General features: G+C 61.7%; 9 protein-coding genes and 6 pseudogenes. 6 read left to right on the top strand and 9 right to left on the bottom strand.

Annotated features, from left to right (window positions below; translation table 11 throughout):
* Positions 1-7: 7 nt before the first annotated feature.
* Positions 8-877: an NAD(P)-dependent oxidoreductase gene (locus tag B0G76_RS32595; RefSeq protein ID WP_120296964.1), complete on the top strand. Its 870-nt coding sequence runs from the start codon at positions 8-10 to the stop codon at positions 875-877.
* Between the two features lie 79 nt (positions 878-956).
* Positions 957-1,589, top strand: a pseudogene (locus B0G76_RS32590) (LysE family translocator); the annotation flags it as partial.
* 261 nt (positions 1,590-1,850) lie between these two features.
* Here the strand turns inward: B0G76_RS32590 and B0G76_RS32585 are convergent.
* From B0G76_RS32585 to B0G76_RS32575, 3 genes are all read right to left on the bottom strand, one after another.
* Complete coding sequence (locus B0G76_RS32585; protein ID WP_120296963.1) at positions 1,851-2,675, bottom strand: OmpW family protein; 825 nt, start codon at positions 2,673-2,675, stop codon at positions 1,851-1,853.
* A 178-nt stretch (positions 2,676-2,853) separates the two neighbouring features.
* On the bottom strand, positions 2,854-4,101 hold the full coding sequence (locus B0G76_RS32580; protein ID WP_120296962.1) for a DUF2957 domain-containing protein: 1,248 nt from the start codon (positions 4,099-4,101) through the stop codon (positions 2,854-2,856).
* Between the two features lie 100 nt (positions 4,102-4,201).
* Entirely contained in the window at positions 4,202-5,560 is a 1,359-nt protein-coding gene (locus B0G76_RS32575; RefSeq protein WP_120296961.1) for a DUF2957 domain-containing protein, read from the bottom strand.
* 130 nt (positions 5,561-5,690) lie between these two features.
* On the opposite strand from B0G76_RS32575, the gene B0G76_RS42610 reads away from it, so the two are divergent.
* Positions 5,691-5,936 (top strand): hypothetical protein, encoded by a 246-nt coding sequence (locus tag B0G76_RS42610; protein WP_147394115.1) that lies wholly within the window; start codon positions 5,691-5,693, stop codon positions 5,934-5,936.
* A gap of 113 nt (positions 5,937-6,049) precedes the next feature.
* Here the strand turns inward: B0G76_RS42610 and argC are convergent, their stop codons facing one another.
* From argC to B0G76_RS32560, 3 genes are all read right to left on the bottom strand, one after another.
* Positions 6,050-6,997 (bottom strand): N-acetyl-gamma-glutamyl-phosphate reductase, encoded by a 948-nt coding sequence (gene argC, locus B0G76_RS32570; RefSeq protein WP_120296960.1) that lies wholly within the window; start codon positions 6,995-6,997, stop codon positions 6,050-6,052.
* A gap of 289 nt (positions 6,998-7,286) precedes the next feature.
* Positions 7,287-7,859, bottom strand: coding sequence for a flavodoxin family protein (locus B0G76_RS32565; protein ID WP_120296959.1), 573 nt, complete (start codon positions 7,857-7,859; stop codon positions 7,287-7,289).
* A 270-nt stretch (positions 7,860-8,129) separates the two neighbouring features.
* Positions 8,130-8,732 (bottom strand): YbhB/YbcL family Raf kinase inhibitor-like protein, encoded by a 603-nt coding sequence (locus tag B0G76_RS32560; RefSeq protein ID WP_120296958.1) that lies wholly within the window; start codon positions 8,730-8,732, stop codon positions 8,130-8,132.
* 269 nt (positions 8,733-9,001) lie between these two features.
* On the opposite strand from B0G76_RS32560, the pseudogene B0G76_RS32555 reads away from it, so the two are divergent.
* A pseudogene (locus B0G76_RS32555) lies at positions 9,002-9,691 on the top strand (response regulator).
* 93 nt (positions 9,692-9,784) lie between these two features.
* On the opposite strand, the pseudogene B0G76_RS32550 reads toward B0G76_RS32555, so the two are convergent.
* Positions 9,785-10,469 (bottom strand): annotated as a pseudogene (locus tag B0G76_RS32550) (orotate phosphoribosyltransferase).
* Between the two features lie 426 nt (positions 10,470-10,895).
* On the opposite strand from B0G76_RS32550, the pseudogene B0G76_RS32545 reads away from it, so the two are divergent.
* Positions 10,896-12,153, top strand: a pseudogene (locus tag B0G76_RS32545) (MFS transporter).
* 302 nt (positions 12,154-12,455) lie between these two features.
* Positions 12,456-14,741: pseudogene (locus B0G76_RS32540) on the top strand (NADP-dependent malic enzyme).
* A 774-nt stretch (positions 14,742-15,515) separates the two neighbouring features.
* On the opposite strand, the pseudogene B0G76_RS44655 reads toward B0G76_RS32540, so the two are convergent.
* A pseudogene (locus B0G76_RS44655) lies at positions 15,516-16,086 on the bottom strand (DUF6537 domain-containing protein).
* Positions 16,087-16,277: 191 nt separating this feature from the next.
* Positions 16,278-16,481 (bottom strand): hypothetical protein (locus B0G76_RS44650; protein ID WP_310793967.1); only part of this gene is annotated, 204 nt, incomplete at its 5' end.

Here is a 16,481-nt window from a genome sequence, read left to right as displayed (position 1 = left end):
GCGACAGATGGACATCGGTTTTATCGGTCTCGGCGAGATGGGCGCCGCGATGGTTGCAAATATTTTGAAAGCCGGGCACCAGGTGCGCGTGTGGAACCGCTCGCCGGAACGCGCGCAATCGCTCGCCGACGCAGGCGCGCGGATCGTCGCGACACCGGCCGAAGCGTTTGCTGGCGACGCCGTGTTCTCGATGCTCGCCGACGATACCGCGCTGCGCGAAGTCATCACCGCGTCGCTGCTGGAACACGCCCCGCGCGGTCTGATCCACGTGAACATGGCGACGATTTCGGTGGCGCTGGCCGAAGAACTGGCGACGGCGCACGCCTCGCGCGGGGTCCACTACGTCGCCGCGCCGGTGATGGGGCGGCCCGACGTCGCGGCGGCCGGCAAGCTGACGATCGTGGCGGGCGGCCCGGCCGAGTCGATCGACCGCGTGCAGCCGATTTTCGACGCCGTCGGCCAGAAAACCTGGCGCATCGGCTCGCTGCCGCAGCAGGCGAACGTGATGAAACTCGCGGCCAACTTCATGTTGGGCGCGGCGGTCGAGACGCTTGGCGAGGCCGCCACGCTGGTGACCGGCCACGGCCTTGCGATCCAGGATTTCCTCGACGTCATCACGAGCGGTCTGTTCCCGGGACCGGTCTATTCGGGCTACGGCAAGCTGATCGCGGAGCAGCGCTACGAACCGGCGCTGTTCAAGGCGCGCCTCGGATTGAAGGACTTGCGTCTTGCGCTGGCGGCCGCCGACGCGGTCAACACGCCGTTGCCGATCGCGAGCGTGGTGCGCGACAGCCTGATCGAAGCCGTGGCGCATGGCGACGGCGAGAAAGACTTCGCGGTGCTGGGGCAGGTGGCGGCGCGGCGGGCAGGGCGCTGAGCGGGAGCGGGGTTTGCGGGCGCGCTTCAGGGCGCGCGCGGGCATAATAGCCGCCCGAGCCCTTTCTGCGTCGTTCCCAATGAGTCTGCATACCTGGTGGCTGTTCGCCGCCACTGTTTTCGTCATTTCCGCGATTCCGGGTCCGAACATGCTGCTAGTGATGACCCACGGGGCCCAGCACGGCTTGCGACGCTCCAGCGCAACCATGGCCGGCTGCCTGTCGGCGCTGGTGTTGATGCTGGCGGTGTCCGCGGCGGGCCTCGGCGTGTTTCTCGAGGCGTGGCCGGCAATGTTCAACGCACTGCGGATGATCGGTGCGGCGTACCTCGTCTATCTGGGCATCAAGGCGTGGCGGGCGCCCGCTGACGAAGGCGTTGCCGGCGCGGTCAACGAATTGTCGGCGAGGCCCGCGCGCTCGCGCTTCGCGCTGTTTCGCAATGGCTTCCTGGTGGCGGGCAGCAACCCGAAAGCCATTCTGTTCGCCGCTGCGTTGTTGCCGCAGTTCATTGACGCGGCGCAGCCCAAGCTGCCGCAGTTTGGCGTGCTCGTCGCCACCTTCGCGGTGATCGAGGTGAGCTGGTATCTGGTGTACGCCGGTTTCGGCACGCGGATTGGCGCCAGGTTGAAGAGCCGCAGCGTCGCGAAGATATTCAATCGTCTGACGGGCGGTGTGTTCGTCGGCTTCGGCGCGATGATGGCGCTGGTGCGCCACGAGGCGAACGGCTGGCTTGCGCATGGCAGGTTTGTTGCATCTGTACAACGCCGAGGGTCAACCCTAATTTGCATGTTGCGACGCACCAAATCATTTGCTATAGTTCGTCCTGTCTCCTCCATGTCTCCTCTGATATGGATTCAGCCCGCCCACTTAGGCGGGCTTTTTTTGCCCTGAAATTCCAGCGTCCTCGCTCCAGAAAAGACAAAGCCGGCTGACCCCTTCCACGGGGCCGCCGGCTTTGTCGTGTCTGCGCCGAGCCTAGAACTTGTATGAGACGGCCAGGAACGAAATGATCGGGTCGGCTTTCAGTTCCGCCTTCGAAACGCTCAATTCCGTGCCGTCCGCCGCCTTGATGATGACCGACGAGGTGGTCTTCAACGGAATGTACGTAACCGATGCCACGAGGCCCCAATGGTCGGTGATGTTGTAAGCGAGACCTGCATTGAACACCGGCTGCCACGACGACGACGCCTTCGCCGACACCTGCGTCTGCCCCGGCTTGCCCGCCCCCGCCGCCAGCACCGCGCCGAGATTGTTCTGCGTCGAGGTCACGAAGTTCTGGCTCAGTTGAACGTCGGAGAACCAGTTATACGACACACCGATGCCGACGAACGGCCTGAACTTGGCCGTCGGCGCATTGAAGTAGTACTGGAACAGCAGCGCCGGGCTCCACTGGCGCACGCTCTTCACGATCGGATTGGCCTGCGGATCGCCCAGATTCTGCTGGCCGAGCGCGCCTGCCGGTCCCGGCGGCTTGATCGTGCCGTGCCCGTAGATTTTGAAGACCGGCGGCACGCCCGCCACCGTCGACACGGCGATGTGATCGGTGAGGTAGTGGCTGAATACGAGGCCAACGGTATTAGCCGTATTGGTCGACAGCGATGTGCCGCTGGACGTGAACGAACTCGGCAGACGCAGCGGTGTATTGATCGGCGTCGGAGCGACGTTGGTGGTCAGCGGCGAACTCGAATCCTGCGGCATGACATGGAACCAGCCGAGCACGGCGACGTTGTCGCCCGCGTGTTGTGCGTGCGCACTGGCTGACAGGCAGATGGCCAGTATCGCGAAAAAGATTTTTTTCATGTTGCTCCTCCCTCCTGAGGCGCGCGCTGCGTTCATCGCGCGCGGCGAGCGACGGCGGGTTCGCTGCCCGGCCGGTGCGCTCGATATTCGGTGAACGCCGGCTGCCGCGCTGCGCTATCGCAGTGAGCGGCAACCGGGACGCGAACGCCGTGTTGCATGTCGGCGCGTGCAGCGTCCATTACTGGACGAAGGCGCCAATCGTGAAGTACGGCGAGGCCGCGTTGGTCAGATCGAGGTAGCCGAACACGCCACCCGTGAAGATCATCTTTCCGGTCGGCGTGGTGCCGGTCGAGGCGCCCACGTGCGTCGTCGTCACCACACCCGGTACGGTCTGCGTGAAGTCCAGATTCAGCGCCGTCGCAAGCGATGCCTGCGATGCATTGAACGGATCCAGCAGCGTGGCCTGCGTACCTTCGAGCGCCGTGGTGCGATAGTCGAACTGGCTATCCACACCGATGTACTCACCGTTTTGTGAGTTCACCGCGATCGAGGTTTGCGGCGCCAGGATCGAGATGCCCGATTCGTCGTCCGCATACGGGCCGAGTTCGCCGTTCACCGGCGTCGTCACCGACGAGTTCGCCGCGCCGGTTCGCACCAGGATCGGCACCACCTGGTTGCGCAGCTTGCCGACGATCATGTAGCCGCGTGCCTTGGGCGTCGTGGCGAGCGTCGGTTTGGCCTGGCCCAGGAACTTGTCGGTTTCGAATGCGCCGCTGCCGTCGGATGACTGTACGAAGTTCGTACCCGGCTGCTGGCACTTGCCCGCGTTGACACCGGAGTTGTCGCACTCGGTCCACGTGCCGTCCGCGTCGATCGTGATCTTCGTATCGACCGCGACCGGCGCGAAGTTCTGCGACGGAACCTGGTGGTAGCCGAGCTGGTTGTACGTGCCGGCCACGTTCGCGAGGTTCGTTTCAATCGACGAGAAACCGATGAACGGGTAGTACGGGAACGTGGTGTCGGGCACCGCGCCCACGCCGAGAATCCCGGCGAAGGAGATTTCCGCCCCCGGAATCGTGCCGCCCGCCACGCCTTCGCCGACGAAAATCCGCGCCGGGCGATTCGGGTCAAGGCTGGCGCCGTTCAAACGGAAGGCGCACTGGTTGAGCTTGTTGGTTGGCAGCAGCGTTTCCTGGGTCAGCGTGCCGCTCGCGCTCTGGCCGGCGCGCGTCGGCGCGACGGTGCCGTTGGTCGCCGGGATCGGCGACTCGATGTAGCTGATTTGCCAGGTCATCTTGGTCGTGTCCATCTGCAGCTTGACTAGTTCGCCGTCACCGCCGCCACCCGTGAACACCGTGTTGTAGTCAAGCGACGAAGGACAGAGACGGACTTCGGTCACCGGTCCATCGCCGTTGCCGCCACCGCCACCGCACGCCCCCAGCAACGGTGCTGCAAGAGCGAGCACCGAAAGGATTCTCCATTTCATACCGCCTCCAGAATTTTCTCGTTGTGTGTGGCCGGCTCCCAGTCCAGCCACCTTTTGCTCTATTTATGTCTCGTACTGCGAACTGCCGGTCCTCCGGTCCTTATTTGCTGATCTGCGAGCCGATGCCGAAGTAGGGGGCGTTTGGCGTGTCCGAATTGGCCGACGTCGGCGTGATGCCGCCGTTGACGGTGCCTTGAATTTCGATTGCGTACAGGCCGCCTGAGGCAATCGCGAAACCGGTCTGGCCATTTGCTTGCTGGACGCCGACCAGTCCGGGGCTTGGCAAGCCGTAGCCCAGGCCGAAGCCGTCTTCCGCCGCAGAAGTCGACGGGTTGATGAAGGTGCCGACACCACCCTGGATCAATGTCGCGGTGGACTTGAAGTTCGAGTCCGCGCCGGCATAGCCGCCATCGAATCCGCCCGACGCAAGCGGCGTGGCTGCGGCGAGCATGGCGATGCCGGATTCGTCGTCGACCGACAGGCTGGCGATTTTGACGTGCCCGGTGCGGACCACCAGCGGCACAGTTGCGCCGTTGATCTGGCCGATGATCATGTGAGCTGTGCCTGATTTGTCGGTGCGCAGCGGCGCAGGATTGCCACCGTTGACGATTTGCGGCGGAGTCGCGCTGTCGAAATAGCCGTTGCTATTGAGCGTGAGTGTGGCGCCGGTCGTCAGGCAGCCACTCGAGCTCGACGACGTGCAGTTACCGCTCGCATCGAACGTCTCTACCGAGGTGGTGGCAACGGTTTCGTAGTTCGCGGTCGGCGAGAGGTGATAAAGCAAGCCGTTGTAGGTGCCTGTCAGCTTAGTGAGGTCGGTTGTGGTGCTGGCGAAGCCGAGGAACGGATAAAAGTCGAAATGGCGCTTGTTCACAGCACCAATACCTAACCCCAGCGCGCCGGCGTATTGCACCGTTGCGCCTGGAATGCCGCCGCCGGCCACGCCTTGCCCCACGAGGATCGTCGGCGGATTCGGATTGTTCACGAAGTCGGGCGTCGTGTACGTGGTGCCGTCGGAGGCGGTGCCTGTGCCTTTACCAAGAACGAATGCGCAACGGGTCTGTTCCGCTGTCGGCAGCGTGCCGGTCGGCGGGTGGATCAAAGCGCCGGTGATTTGCGTACCGGCTCGCGTGATTTCGACGCTGGCACTCGTCAACGGAATCGGCGACTCGAGCCACTTCAGCGTGTACGTCATCGCGGTCGCGTCGATGTTCACCTGCACGATTTCGCCGCTACCCGCGCCACCGAGATACGTCGTTTTAACGATGTCGGCGGTAGCAGGGCATAGCGCAGTCGCGCTCGCGCTCGAAGTCGGCGGACCTTGCACGCCGCAGCTCGAACCCGAGCATTGCGGTGCGCTGATCGTGCCGGGATTGTCGGCTTTGCCGCCGCCGCAAGCGATGATGAATGGGGCCGTGGCAATGGCCATCGCCAGGCCCCGAGTAATGCCGTGCGACATGCTGCTGTCTCCCTTCATGTAATTGTGCGAACTAATTTCGCTGCGCGATTAATGCCTGTCAATTGAATGAGCCGTCTAAAAAGATCGATTCAAACGGGGCATTTTTTGTCGAACGCGCACAGCGAGGGGCTTGGGAGCCCTTTTAAACAAAAAAGGATTTTTCGCTTCGTCGGCGGCACCGTTGCTTCGTCGCACATCCTTGCCAGGTAAGCGTTGCGGCAAAATTGCTCTATCATCTTCGAACGATCGTTCGAGAAAAAATCCGGAATTTCCCTATGCGGAAAACTATGCTGTACGGGTCAATTTGGGGAATGAATTACCGTCAGTTGATGAGCAGTCCGATTTTTCTTTTTTAAGTAATGCGGGCAACTACTGATTAACTGCGAAAGAGGAATTTTGAGGGCAGGTTTTTTAAACCAAAAAAGCCGGTCTTTGCAGACCGGCTTTTCAGTGGATTGACAGCGGATGCCGTCCGTATCCCGAACTTGTTCAGCGTTTCAAGCCGGTTTCTTCGGCGGTGCCGATCGCGAGGTTCATACATTGGATGGCTGCACCCGAGGCGCCCTTGCCCAGGTTATCGAGGCGCGCAACGGTCACGAAGCGCTCTTCGTTGCCGAACACGAACAGGTCGACGCGGTTGGTATCGTTGTTCGCCTGTACGTCGAAGAAGCCGCTGTCGAGGTTCGCGTCCGCGTCGAACGGCGCAATATGCACGAAGGCCTCGCCCGCGTAGTACTCGGCAAACAGCGCCTGCACGTCTTGCGGCGTGGTTTTCTTGGCCAACTGACTCGGCGAGAAGAACGTGGTGACCGCGAGACCCTTGTAGAAGTCGCCGACGATCGGCGTGAACACCGGCGCCGAGCTCAGGCCCGTATGCGCCGCCATTTCCGGCAGATGCTTGTGCGTGAGAGCGAGTGCGTACGGGCGCGGGCTCTTGAGCTTCTCATTGCCGCCGGCTTCGTAGTCGGCAATCATTTTCTTGCCGCCGCCGCTGTAACCGGTGATCGAGTAAGCGTGCGCGGCGAAGTCCGGCGCCACGACGCCGGCTTCGACCAGCGGACGCATGGCCAGCACGAAGGCCGATGCGTGGCAACCCGGCACGGCGATGCGTTTCGCGGTGCGCAGACGCTCGCGTTGCGAGCGGGCCAGTTCGGGCAGGCCGTAGGCCCAGTCGGCCGACGTGCGGAATGCCGTGCTGGCATCGATCAGCACGGTGTGATCGTTTTCGACCAGCGAGGCCGACTCGCGCGAGGCGACGTCCGGCAGACACAGGAACGTGACGTCCGACGCGTTGATGAGACGACGGCGCTCGTCGAGGTCCTTGCGCTTCACTTCTTCGATACGCAGGATTTCCACGTCGGCGCGTTGCGACAGGTATTCGAAAATCTTCAGGCCGGTCGTGCCTTCCTGTCCGTCGACAAAAACTTTCGTGCTCATCTCGATCTCACTGGCTTGCTGGAAACGTGGCGCGACACCGCGCCGGAACGCTATTTTAAGACCTGATAGCGGCGGACGTGCAAAACGGGGTGAAAAAACGACGATGCGCGCCCAAAGTGACATCGGCGTGACGGGTTACGCGCCAGATGCAAGCCGATGCACGTGGGTTCCGGGCAGATTCACGGCGCTTGCCGGGGGCGCGCCGCGCGTGTTCTGACGGGCACCGCGCCCGCCTCGAACGCGCGGCAGGGATGTGGACACCCGACGCGAACCTGCTTGAGGCAATGCGCTATCGAGCCCCGGTGATCCACCGCGCCGTAACGGCAGCAACGCGCGCGCCGAACATCCGGGCCGTTTCCAGATCGCCCGCGGGCGGCGCTTCTTCGGGCGACGCATCCGCCGGAGACTGCGCCAGCAGGCCGGTAAAGCCGCCCACGTAGTTCAGGTCGTTGCGGGTCGCCGCCTTGGTGTTCGACGGCATCATGCCGGTGCCCACCCAGATCATGCTGTGCTGCATCGCCAGCGTGACGAAGTACTGGATCGTCGAGAACTTGTCACCGTTCATGGTCGCCGAGTTGGTGAAGCCGGCCGCGATCTTGTCCTTCCATGTCTGGCCGAACCACGGTTTCGAGCTTGCATCGGCGAATTTCTTGAAGTCGGCGGACGGCCCGCCCATGTAGGTCGGCGCGCCGAAGACGATGGCGTCCGCGGCCGCCAGTTCTGTCCAGGCAGCGTCGTCGATCTCGCCGACCGGCATGAGTTTCGCGTCCGCGCCGGCTTCGAGCGTGCCGGCCAGCACGGCCTCGGCGACTTTCTTCGTGTGGCCGTAGCCGCTGTGATAAACGATGACGATCTTCGACATGGGACTCTCCGGCAAGATGAAAAGGCAGGGTAAGCACAGCAACAGTGCGCGCATATAGCGACGCGGCTTCGACAAGCATCGCCTGCGCGGCTCTGTTGCACACAAGCGTGTGCGGATGACAGAAATTCCGCGGCGGCGGCAATGCGATGGAACCTGTGCGTCAATTCACGCGTCGAGTCGGCGCAACGCGCGGGGACTCGGCACGCGGCGAACTGCTAGTCGCGCTTCAGTCGCGGCCTATGCAGTTCGAGTCGGATTTGACGGGCGCCGCTATCGTCCGTAGTTGACTACCATCCGCGCGCTGCCGAGCGTGGCGGTGCCGATCTCGTGATCGAACATGAGCGCCGGGCGTCCTTGCGCGAGGCGCAGGTCCGAGGAGCTCAGCGCATAAACGGTGATGACGTAGCGATGCGGTTTGCCAGACGGCGGGCACGGGCCACCGTAGCCGTCGATATCGAAGTCGTTGCGCGCTTCGACCGCGCCAAGTTTCTTCAGGAAGCCCGACGCGCTGGCGTTTTCCGGCAAGCTTTCGACGGTGGCCGGAATGCCGGCTACGGCCCAGTGCCACCAGCCGCGACCGGGCGCATCCGGATCGAACATCGTGACTGCGAAACTGCGCGTACCAGCCGGCGCGTCGCGCCACGTCAGTTGCGGCGAGCGATTGCCGCCTTTGCAGTCGTCCTGGTTGAAGACCTGAGCTGCATCCACGGGACTGCCCGCATGGAAGCTGGTGCTGGTCAGCGTGAACACACCCTCGGCGAGTGCATGAGTGCCGTGACTCGCCAATAGCGCGAGACCCAGCATCACGCAGGCGAGGGAAGGTATGCGACGGATCGGCGAAGCAAGCGAAACAACCAGGCAACGCGAGCGCATGTGCCGGTTCTCCTGTCAGGGCGCGAGGGCGGTTGTCCTCGCGAGGATTATTGTCCCTATTTTGGTGCCCCAAGGTCGAATCAAGTCTAACATTCGCTTCTGCGACGGATCATTGTTGTCGCCAGCGGGCTGGGCGGCCTTGAAATCGGGCTATAGTCGGAGGAATTGTCCGCGCGAATACAGACCGCGTACCCGATCAGTTCAAGTACCAAGAATAGAAAGGCATGTCAGAAGTTTTGGAGAGTGGTTTATCTGTCGAGGGGAGGGCAATGCAAGATCCAGTCAGGGTCGTGATCGCTGACGACCATCCGGTGATTCGGTTCGGCGCAGAACAGGCTTTGCTCAAGTTTCCAGGTCTGCAGGTCGTCGCCGCGCGCGACAATCAACCGGACTGGTCAAGGTGCTGCAAACCGTAGCGTGTGATGTGCTTGTCACGGATCTGGCAATGCCAGGTGGCCAATACGGCGACGGTTTGCCGCTGATCGGCTATCTGCGCCGCAATTTCCCCGACCTTCCCATCGTCGTGCTGACGATGCTTGAAAAACGCCGCGTTGCTCAAGCGGCTGAGCGAACTCGGCGTGACTTCGGTCGTCAACAAATCGGACGATCTGAGCCACATCGGGCTCGCGGTGCAGCACGTCAGCCGCAATCTGGAATACATGAGCCCGTCCGTCAAGGCGTCGCTCGATACACTGCGCATGAATGCCGGCGACAAGAACGAAGATGTGATGCTGTCCCGGCGCGAACTCGAAGTTGTGCGCCTGTTCGTGTCCGGCATGACGATCAAGGAGATCGCGGAGCAACTCAATCGCAGCATCAAGACGATCAGCACGCAGAAGAATACGGCGATGCGCAAGCTCGGTATCGATCGCGATTCCGAGTTGTTCCAGTACGCGCAAAGCAACGGCTTGCTGAATCTGTCGTCGCATTCGGTTGACGGTACCGGTAGCGCATCCTAACTACGGTCGTCCTTTCGCCCGGCTTGGCGAGCGCAATGAAAAAAGGCCGCCTGTCTCATCGACAGGCGGCCTTTTTTATTCCAACCGTGCTTATTACTGCGCCGCGTTGGCGCCGCCGTGTGCCGCGGACCATTCGGCCGGTGCGTGCAGGAATTTTTCCACTTCATCGAGCGTCTTGGTGTCGAAGTAATTGTTTGCCTTGGCGACGCGCAACACATCCCACCACGTGGCAAGCGCGTGCAGATCGACGTCGATGTCTTTCAGTACCGACACGCTTTCCTTGAAGATGTTGTAGTGGAACAGCACGAAGCAGTGGTTCACCGTGGCGCCGGCGGTGCGCAGCGCATTGATGAAGTTGATCTTGCTGCGGCTGTCCGTGGTCAGATCTTCGACCAGCAGGACGCGTTGCCCTTCGGTCAGCAGACCTTCGATCTGCGCGTTACGGCCGAAACCCTTCGGCTTCTTGCGCACGTATTGCATCGGCACCATCAGGCGATCGGAGAGCCATGCCGCGAACGGGATGCCGGCGGTTTCGCCACCGGCCACTGCGTCCGATCTGTTCATAGCCGACGTCGCGCAGGATGGTGGCTTCGGCCATTTCCATCAGGCCACGGCGCACGCGCGGATACGAGATCAGCTTGCGGCAGTCGATATAAACCGGGCTCGCCCAGCCGGACGTGAAGATGTACGGTTTCTCCGCGTTGAAGTGCACTGCTTGCACTTCCAGCAGCATCTTGGCGGTAGTGTCGGAGATCGTCTGGCGATCGAAGCCTGTCATGGGCGGATCCTTGGGTGTGAGCGAGGTGAAGCGGGCGCGGAGCCCGGTGGCGCAGCAAGTGGGGTATGCCGCGCCATGATGGGCGGCGCCTTGATAGGCCAATACGCAACCGGCCAGTGGAGTGCAGGCCAGTTTTTGCTGCGCGCGTAGCCCGGCATTTTACCCGAAAAGGGCCATCCCGAGGCGGCCGTCGTGCGTGCCTGCCGCGAATGACGGCTATAACGGCCGCACCGAACGCGGCTTGGGAAGCTCGTCCAAGGACGCAGTGTTGCTGCCTTCCGGGCTGTTTTCCGGGTCGCTTTCTGGTCTGCTTTTTGGTTCGCTTTTTGGTCTGCTTGTGAGCGGCTTTGGGCGCCTTTACACTCACGCGAATTTCCTCGGCGGCCCTGCAGTTTGGTCGCCTCTCTGTCTTGCGGAATGCTTTCAATGACTGCCGTTTCTTCTGCCACCGAGCCCCCCGACACTCGCGAACCTGCTGAAGGCGGCCCCGCCAAAAGCGGCTATGCCGGCCGGGCGCTGATCGCCTCAGTGCTCGGTTACGCGATGGACGGCTTCGATCTGTTGATCCTCGGCTTCATGCTGCCGGTGATTGCCGCGGACCTGCATCTGAGCTCCGCGCAGTCAGGCTCGCTCGTCACGTGGACGCTGATCGGCGCGGTGGCGGGCGGTCTGATTTTCGGCGTGCTGAGCGACTATTTCGGCCGCGTGCGGATGCTGACGTGGACGATTCTGATCTTTGCTGTCTTCACGGGACTGTGCGCGCTGGCGCAAGGTTATTCCGACCTCCTGATCTATCGGACCATTGCAGGCATTGGTCTCGGCGGCGAATTCGGTATCGGCATGACGCTGGTCGCCGAAGCGTGGCCGGCATCGCAGCGGGCGCGCGTGTCGTCTTATGTCGGGCTGGGATGGCAACTCGGGGTGCTGGCGGCCGCGTTGCTGACGCCGCTGCTGCTGCCGTTGATCGGCTGGCGCGGCATGTTCGCGCTGGGATTGCTGCCTGCCGTGGTGTCGTTTTTCGTGCGGCGCCACGTGGAGGAACCGGCGCTATTTAACGAGCGCGTTGCACGTGGCATGCGTAAGCTGCCGCTCAAATTGCTGGTGGCCGACGGACGCACCACGCGCGCCAGCATCGGTGTCGCGATTCTCTGCTCAGTGCAGAACTTCGGCTATTACGGTCTGATGATCTGGCTTCCGAGCTATTTGTCGAAGACATTCGGCTATTCGCTGACCAAATCCGGTGTGTGGACAGCCGTCACGGTTCTCGGCATGGCGGCTGGCATCTGGCTGTTCGGCATGGCCGCCGACCGGTTCGGGCGCAAGCCGACGTTCCTGTTTTTACCAGGTGGGCGCGGTAGTGATGGTATTCGTCTACGCCCATCTGACAACGCCGATGGCGCTGCTGATCGGCGGCGCGGCCATGGGTGTGTTCGTCAACGGGATGATCGGCGGCTACGGCGCGCTGATCTCCGAGCTTTATCCCACCGATGCGCGCGCCACCGCGCAGAACGTTCTGTTCAATATCGGCCGGGCGGTTGGCGGTTTCGGGCCGGTAGTCGTGGGCGCTTTGGCTGCACGCTATTCGTTCGGCGCCGCGCTCGCTTTGCTCGCATCCATCTATTTGCTCGACGTCTTTGCGACGCTCTTTCTGATCCCGGAACGACGCGGCGCCGCGCTCGAATGACTCGCGCGTGACGCACGCAGGACCATCAGCAAAATGATCGTCGGATGCGGCGCTGCAGCATTGTCAGCGGGTGTTTCGCCGGTGGCGAGCCATGTTAACCGCTCAGTGCACCGACGCATTCGGGGTGTACACTAACCGGCCCGCGTAGCACTCCGCACCGTCTTGCCCTCCGCTGAGGTTCGACGCCGCGCCCAACCGGCGCATGCGAAAACCGCCGCAGGCGATTATCCATTCGATAGACGCAAGCGACGCCAACGGTGCCGTGCGGCGGGCCCAATTACTTACGTCTCGCAGGCTAAAAAATGGACGAACAACTTAAGCAAAGCGCTCTCGCGTACCACCAGTTTCCGAAACCCGGCAAGATTTCGGTCACCCCCACCAAGCCGCTCTCGAACCAGCTCGATCTGTCGCTCGCCTATTCGCCGGGCGTCGCCGCAGCGTGCACGGCGATCTACGAAGACCCGCTCGACGCCCAGAAGTACACCTCGCGCGGCAACCTCGTCGGTGTGATCACGAACGGCACGGCCGTGCTCGGTCTCGGCAATATCGGCCCGCTGGCAGCGAAGCCGGTGATGGAAGGCAAGGGTTGCCTGTTCAAGAAGTTCGCCGGCATCGACGTGTTCGATATCGAACTCGCCGAGTCCGACCCGGACAAGCTGGTTGAAGCGATCGCGATGCTCGAACCGACCCTGGGCGGCATCAACCTTGAAGACATCAAGGCGCCCGAGTGCTTCTACATCGAGAAGAAGCTGCGCGAGCGCATGAAGATTCCCGTCTTCCACGACGATCAGCACGGTACCGCGATCATCGCTTCGGCGGCGATCCTGAACGGCCTGAAAGTGGTCGGCAAGAAGCTCGACGAAGTGAAGCTGGTGTGTTCGGGCGCGGGCGCTGCGGCCATCGCGTGTCTGGATCTGCTGGTGAACCTCGGCCTGTCGAAGAAAAACGTGCTGGTCACGGACTCGAAGGGCGTGATCTACGAAGGTCGCGGCAACCTGGATCCGTCGAAGGAACGTTACGCGGCGAACACCGAAGCACGTACCCTGGCCGACGCGATTCGCGGCGCCGACGTGTTCCTCGGCTGCTCGAGCGCAGGCGTGCTGAAGCCGGAAATGGTGGTCGAAATGGGTACGCGGCCGCTCATTCTGGCGCTGGCAAACCGGGAACCGGAAATCCGTCCGGAAGACGCCAAGAAGGTGCGCCCGGATTGCATCGTCGCAACGGGCCGTTCGGACTACCCGAACCAGGTCAACAACGTGCTGTGCTTCCCGTTCATCTTCCGCGGTGCGCTGGATGTCGGCGCCACCACGATCACGGAAGAGATGAAGCTCGCGTGCGTGCGCGCGATTGCGGAACTGGCAGAAGAAACCGACCAGGGAGATGAAGTCGCCAAGGCGTACGAGGGCCACTCGCTCGAATTCGGCCCGGATTATCTGATCCCGAAGCCGTTCGATCCGCGCCTGATCATCAAGATCGCGCCGGCTGTCGCGCAAGCCGCGATGGACTCGGGGCGTCGCAACCCGTCCGATCAAGGACATGGACGCGTACCGCGAGGAACTCGGCGCAACGGTGTACCGCACCGGCATGGTGATGCGTCCCGTGTTCGCCGCGGCGAAGTCGGAGGTGGCGCGCATCGTGTTCGCCGAAGGTGAAGACGAGCGCGTGCTGGCGCGCCGCGCAATTCGTGCTGCTGGAAAAGATCGCCAAGCCGATTCTGGTCGGCCGTCCGTCGGTGATCGAGATGCGTCTGAAGAAGATGGGCTCGAAGCTGAAGTGCGGTGAAGACTTCGAAGTCGTCGATCCGGAAGACGATCCGCGCTATCAGAAATGCTGGCAGGCTTATCACGAACTCGGCGCGCGCGAAGGTGTGACGCCGGACGTCGCGAAGGCCGCGATGCGCAAGTTCAACACGCTGATCGGCGCGATCCTCGTGCGCCTCGGCGAAGCCGACGGCATGATCTGCGGGATGATCGGCCAGTACCACACGCATCTGAAGTTCATCGAGCAGGTGCTGGGCAAGGCGGACAACGTGCAGAACTTCGCTGCAATGAATCTGCTGATGCTGCCGGGCCGCAATCTGTTCATCTGCGACACGTACGTGAACGAAACGCCGACCGCCGAACAGCTCGCGGACATGACGATGCTGGCCGCCACTGAAATCGAGAAGTTCGGCATTTACGCCGAAGGTCGCGATGCTGTCGAATTCGAACTTCGGCAGCGCGCCGTCTTCGTCGTCGCAACGCATGGCGGCGGCCCGCAAGCTGATCGTCGAACGTGCGCCTTCGCTCGAGATCGACGGTGAGATGCATGGCGACGCGGCATTGTCGGAAGCCGTCCGCAAGGCTGCGTTCCCGGGCACGACGCTGACCGGCGAAGCGAACCTGCTGATCATGCCGAACGTGGAAGCGGCGAACATCACGTACAACCTGCTGAAAATGATCGGCGGCGAAGGCGTGACGGTGGGACCGTTCCTGCTGGGCGCGGAAAAGCCGGTGCACATTCTGACCCCGGCTGCGACTGTGCGCCGGATCATCAACATGACGGCGGTGGCTTCGGCAAACGCACGCAAGCGGGTGAGCGCGCAGTAATGCAAGTAGGTTGATGTTTGACGCGGCGCTGCATTGCAGCGTTCGCTGGACAGCTAGGGGAACGCCACGGAAGTTATTTCCGTGGCGTTTTTTATGTGCGCGTTCCTATTCTGGTGGTTGTTGGTCTGAGGAATTCTTACGCGACTAAGTGAGCTTTAAGAATGCTCCTATTCGATTTGCTGTGACACTTTTGTAAAGTTACTTCTGAAGCGCAGCACAACGCGAAAGCAACGGAACAGTCGGCTGGTCAATCCCTGCATCGAGTCAGGCGCTGCGCTTCATCTGGTGTTGGATGGTTGTGGTTGTTGAAGTAGCAGTAGCAGTAGCAGTAGCGGTTGAAGTTGAAGTTCTGATGGTGAAGACAAGCTGTATCAATGGGTCGCAGTACTTGCAGTAAATGTGTGTTGTGAAGTTGGTAGTTGGTAGTTGGTAGTTGGTAGTTGGTAGTTGGTAGTTGGTAGTTGGTAGTTGGTAGTTGGTAGTTGGTAGTTGGTAGTTGAGTTTGAAGTTTGCAATCGAAGTGGAAGTTCGCAGTAGCAGTTCGCACTCGAAGTTCGCAGTTGAAGTAGCAGTAGTAGTAGGTGAACCTGAAGTAGAAGTTGCCGTTTGGTAGTTGTTTGTTTTTGGTTGGTTGTTGTGGTGTTGGAAGGAGCCGTGCCGCTTGTTCTTGTACACACGCATCACGTGTCGAAACAGGCAAAAAAAAGGCGGCTGTCCGTGAGGACAGCCGCCTTTTCCATTTCAGGCCGACGCCAGCCGGTCAAGCCGGCAAGATCATGCCGCGTGCTGGGCCTTTCCCGTTTCCGTCGAGCGCCAACGCGTCAGCAAGTCGTTCCACTTGACCCGCACGCCCTTCAGATTGTTTTCCTTCACGTGCCCGTAGCCGCGGATGCCGTCCGGCAGATTCGCCAGTTCGACCGCCAGTTCACGCTTCTGCGCGGTCAGGCCGCCGATCAGCTCGTGCACCAGTGCTTCGTATTCAACGATCAGCGCACGCTCCGTGCGACGCTCCTCCGTCTTGCCAAACACGTCGAGCGCGGTCCCGCGCAGGAACTTGAGTTTTGCGAGCACGTGCATGGCGCTGAACACCCAAGGTCCGTACTTCTTCTTCACCAGATGACCTTGTGCGTCTTTCTTCGAGAACGTCGGCGGCGCGAGGTGAATGTGCAGCTTCCAGTCGCCCTCGAAATTCGCCTTCAGTTTTTCGATGAACGCGGGGTCGCTGTAAAAGCCGTGCGACTTCGTACTCGTCCTTGTAAGCCATCAGCTTGTGCAGGTTCTTCGCGACTGCTTCGGTCAACGGGCAACTGGCCGTCGACCGAATCGAGCGCCGATTCCGCCACACGCACTTGCGACACCAGGGCACGAAAGCGCTCGCGTATGCGGCGTTTTGCCCATGCTGCAAGATAGTCGGCGCGCTTGTCGATCAGCGGCGTCGAGTGCCTTCGGCGTGTGCAGCGAGATGATCTTGCTGCTCGCCGTTTCCTCTGCGGCACGCGTGCTTGCGACTGCGCGAGCTTGCGCACCGCCGCCAGATCATGCGCGGCACGGCGACCCCATTCGAATGCCGCACGGTTCTTCTCGATCTGCACGTTGTTCAGTTCGATTGCGCGCATCAGCGACTGATAGGTTAGCGGCACCCAGCCCTTTTGCCATGCGTAGCCGAGCACGAAACGGATTCGTGTAGATCGCATCGCCGAGCAACGCAACGGCGAAGTGATTCGCATCGACCATATCGAC

The organism is Paraburkholderia sp. BL23I1N1 (assembly GCF_003610295.1).
GTDB lineage: Bacteria > Pseudomonadota > Gammaproteobacteria > Burkholderiales > Burkholderiaceae > Paraburkholderia.
This window is presented reverse-complemented; position numbering and strand designations above follow the sequence as displayed.

Excerpts from the sequence above, each read along its gene's own strand:
- B0G76_RS32560 (WP_120296958.1), bottom strand. The coding sequence starts at position 8,732 with ATGCGCTCGCGTTGCCTGGTTGTTTCGCTTGCTTCGCCGATCCGTCGC.
- B0G76_RS32585 (WP_120296963.1), bottom strand. The coding sequence starts at position 2,675 with ATGAAAAAAATCTTTTTCGCGATACTGGCCATCTGCCTGTCAGCCAGT.
- B0G76_RS32575 (WP_120296961.1), bottom strand. The coding sequence starts at position 5,560 with ATGTCGCACGGCATTACTCGGGGCCTGGCGATGGCCATTGCCACGGCC.
- argC (WP_120296960.1), bottom strand. The coding sequence starts at position 6,997 with ATGAGCACGAAAGTTTTTGTCGACGGACAGGAAGGCACGACCGGCCTG.
- B0G76_RS32580 (WP_120296962.1), bottom strand. The coding sequence starts at position 4,101 with ATGAAATGGAGAATCCTTTCGGTGCTCGCTCTTGCAGCACCGTTGCTG.
- B0G76_RS32595 (WP_120296964.1), top strand. The coding sequence starts at position 8 with ATGGACATCGGTTTTATCGGTCTCGGCGAGATGGGCGCCGCGATGGTT.
- B0G76_RS32565 (WP_120296959.1), bottom strand. The coding sequence starts at position 7,859 with ATGTCGAAGATCGTCATCGTTTATCACAGCGGCTACGGCCACACGAAG.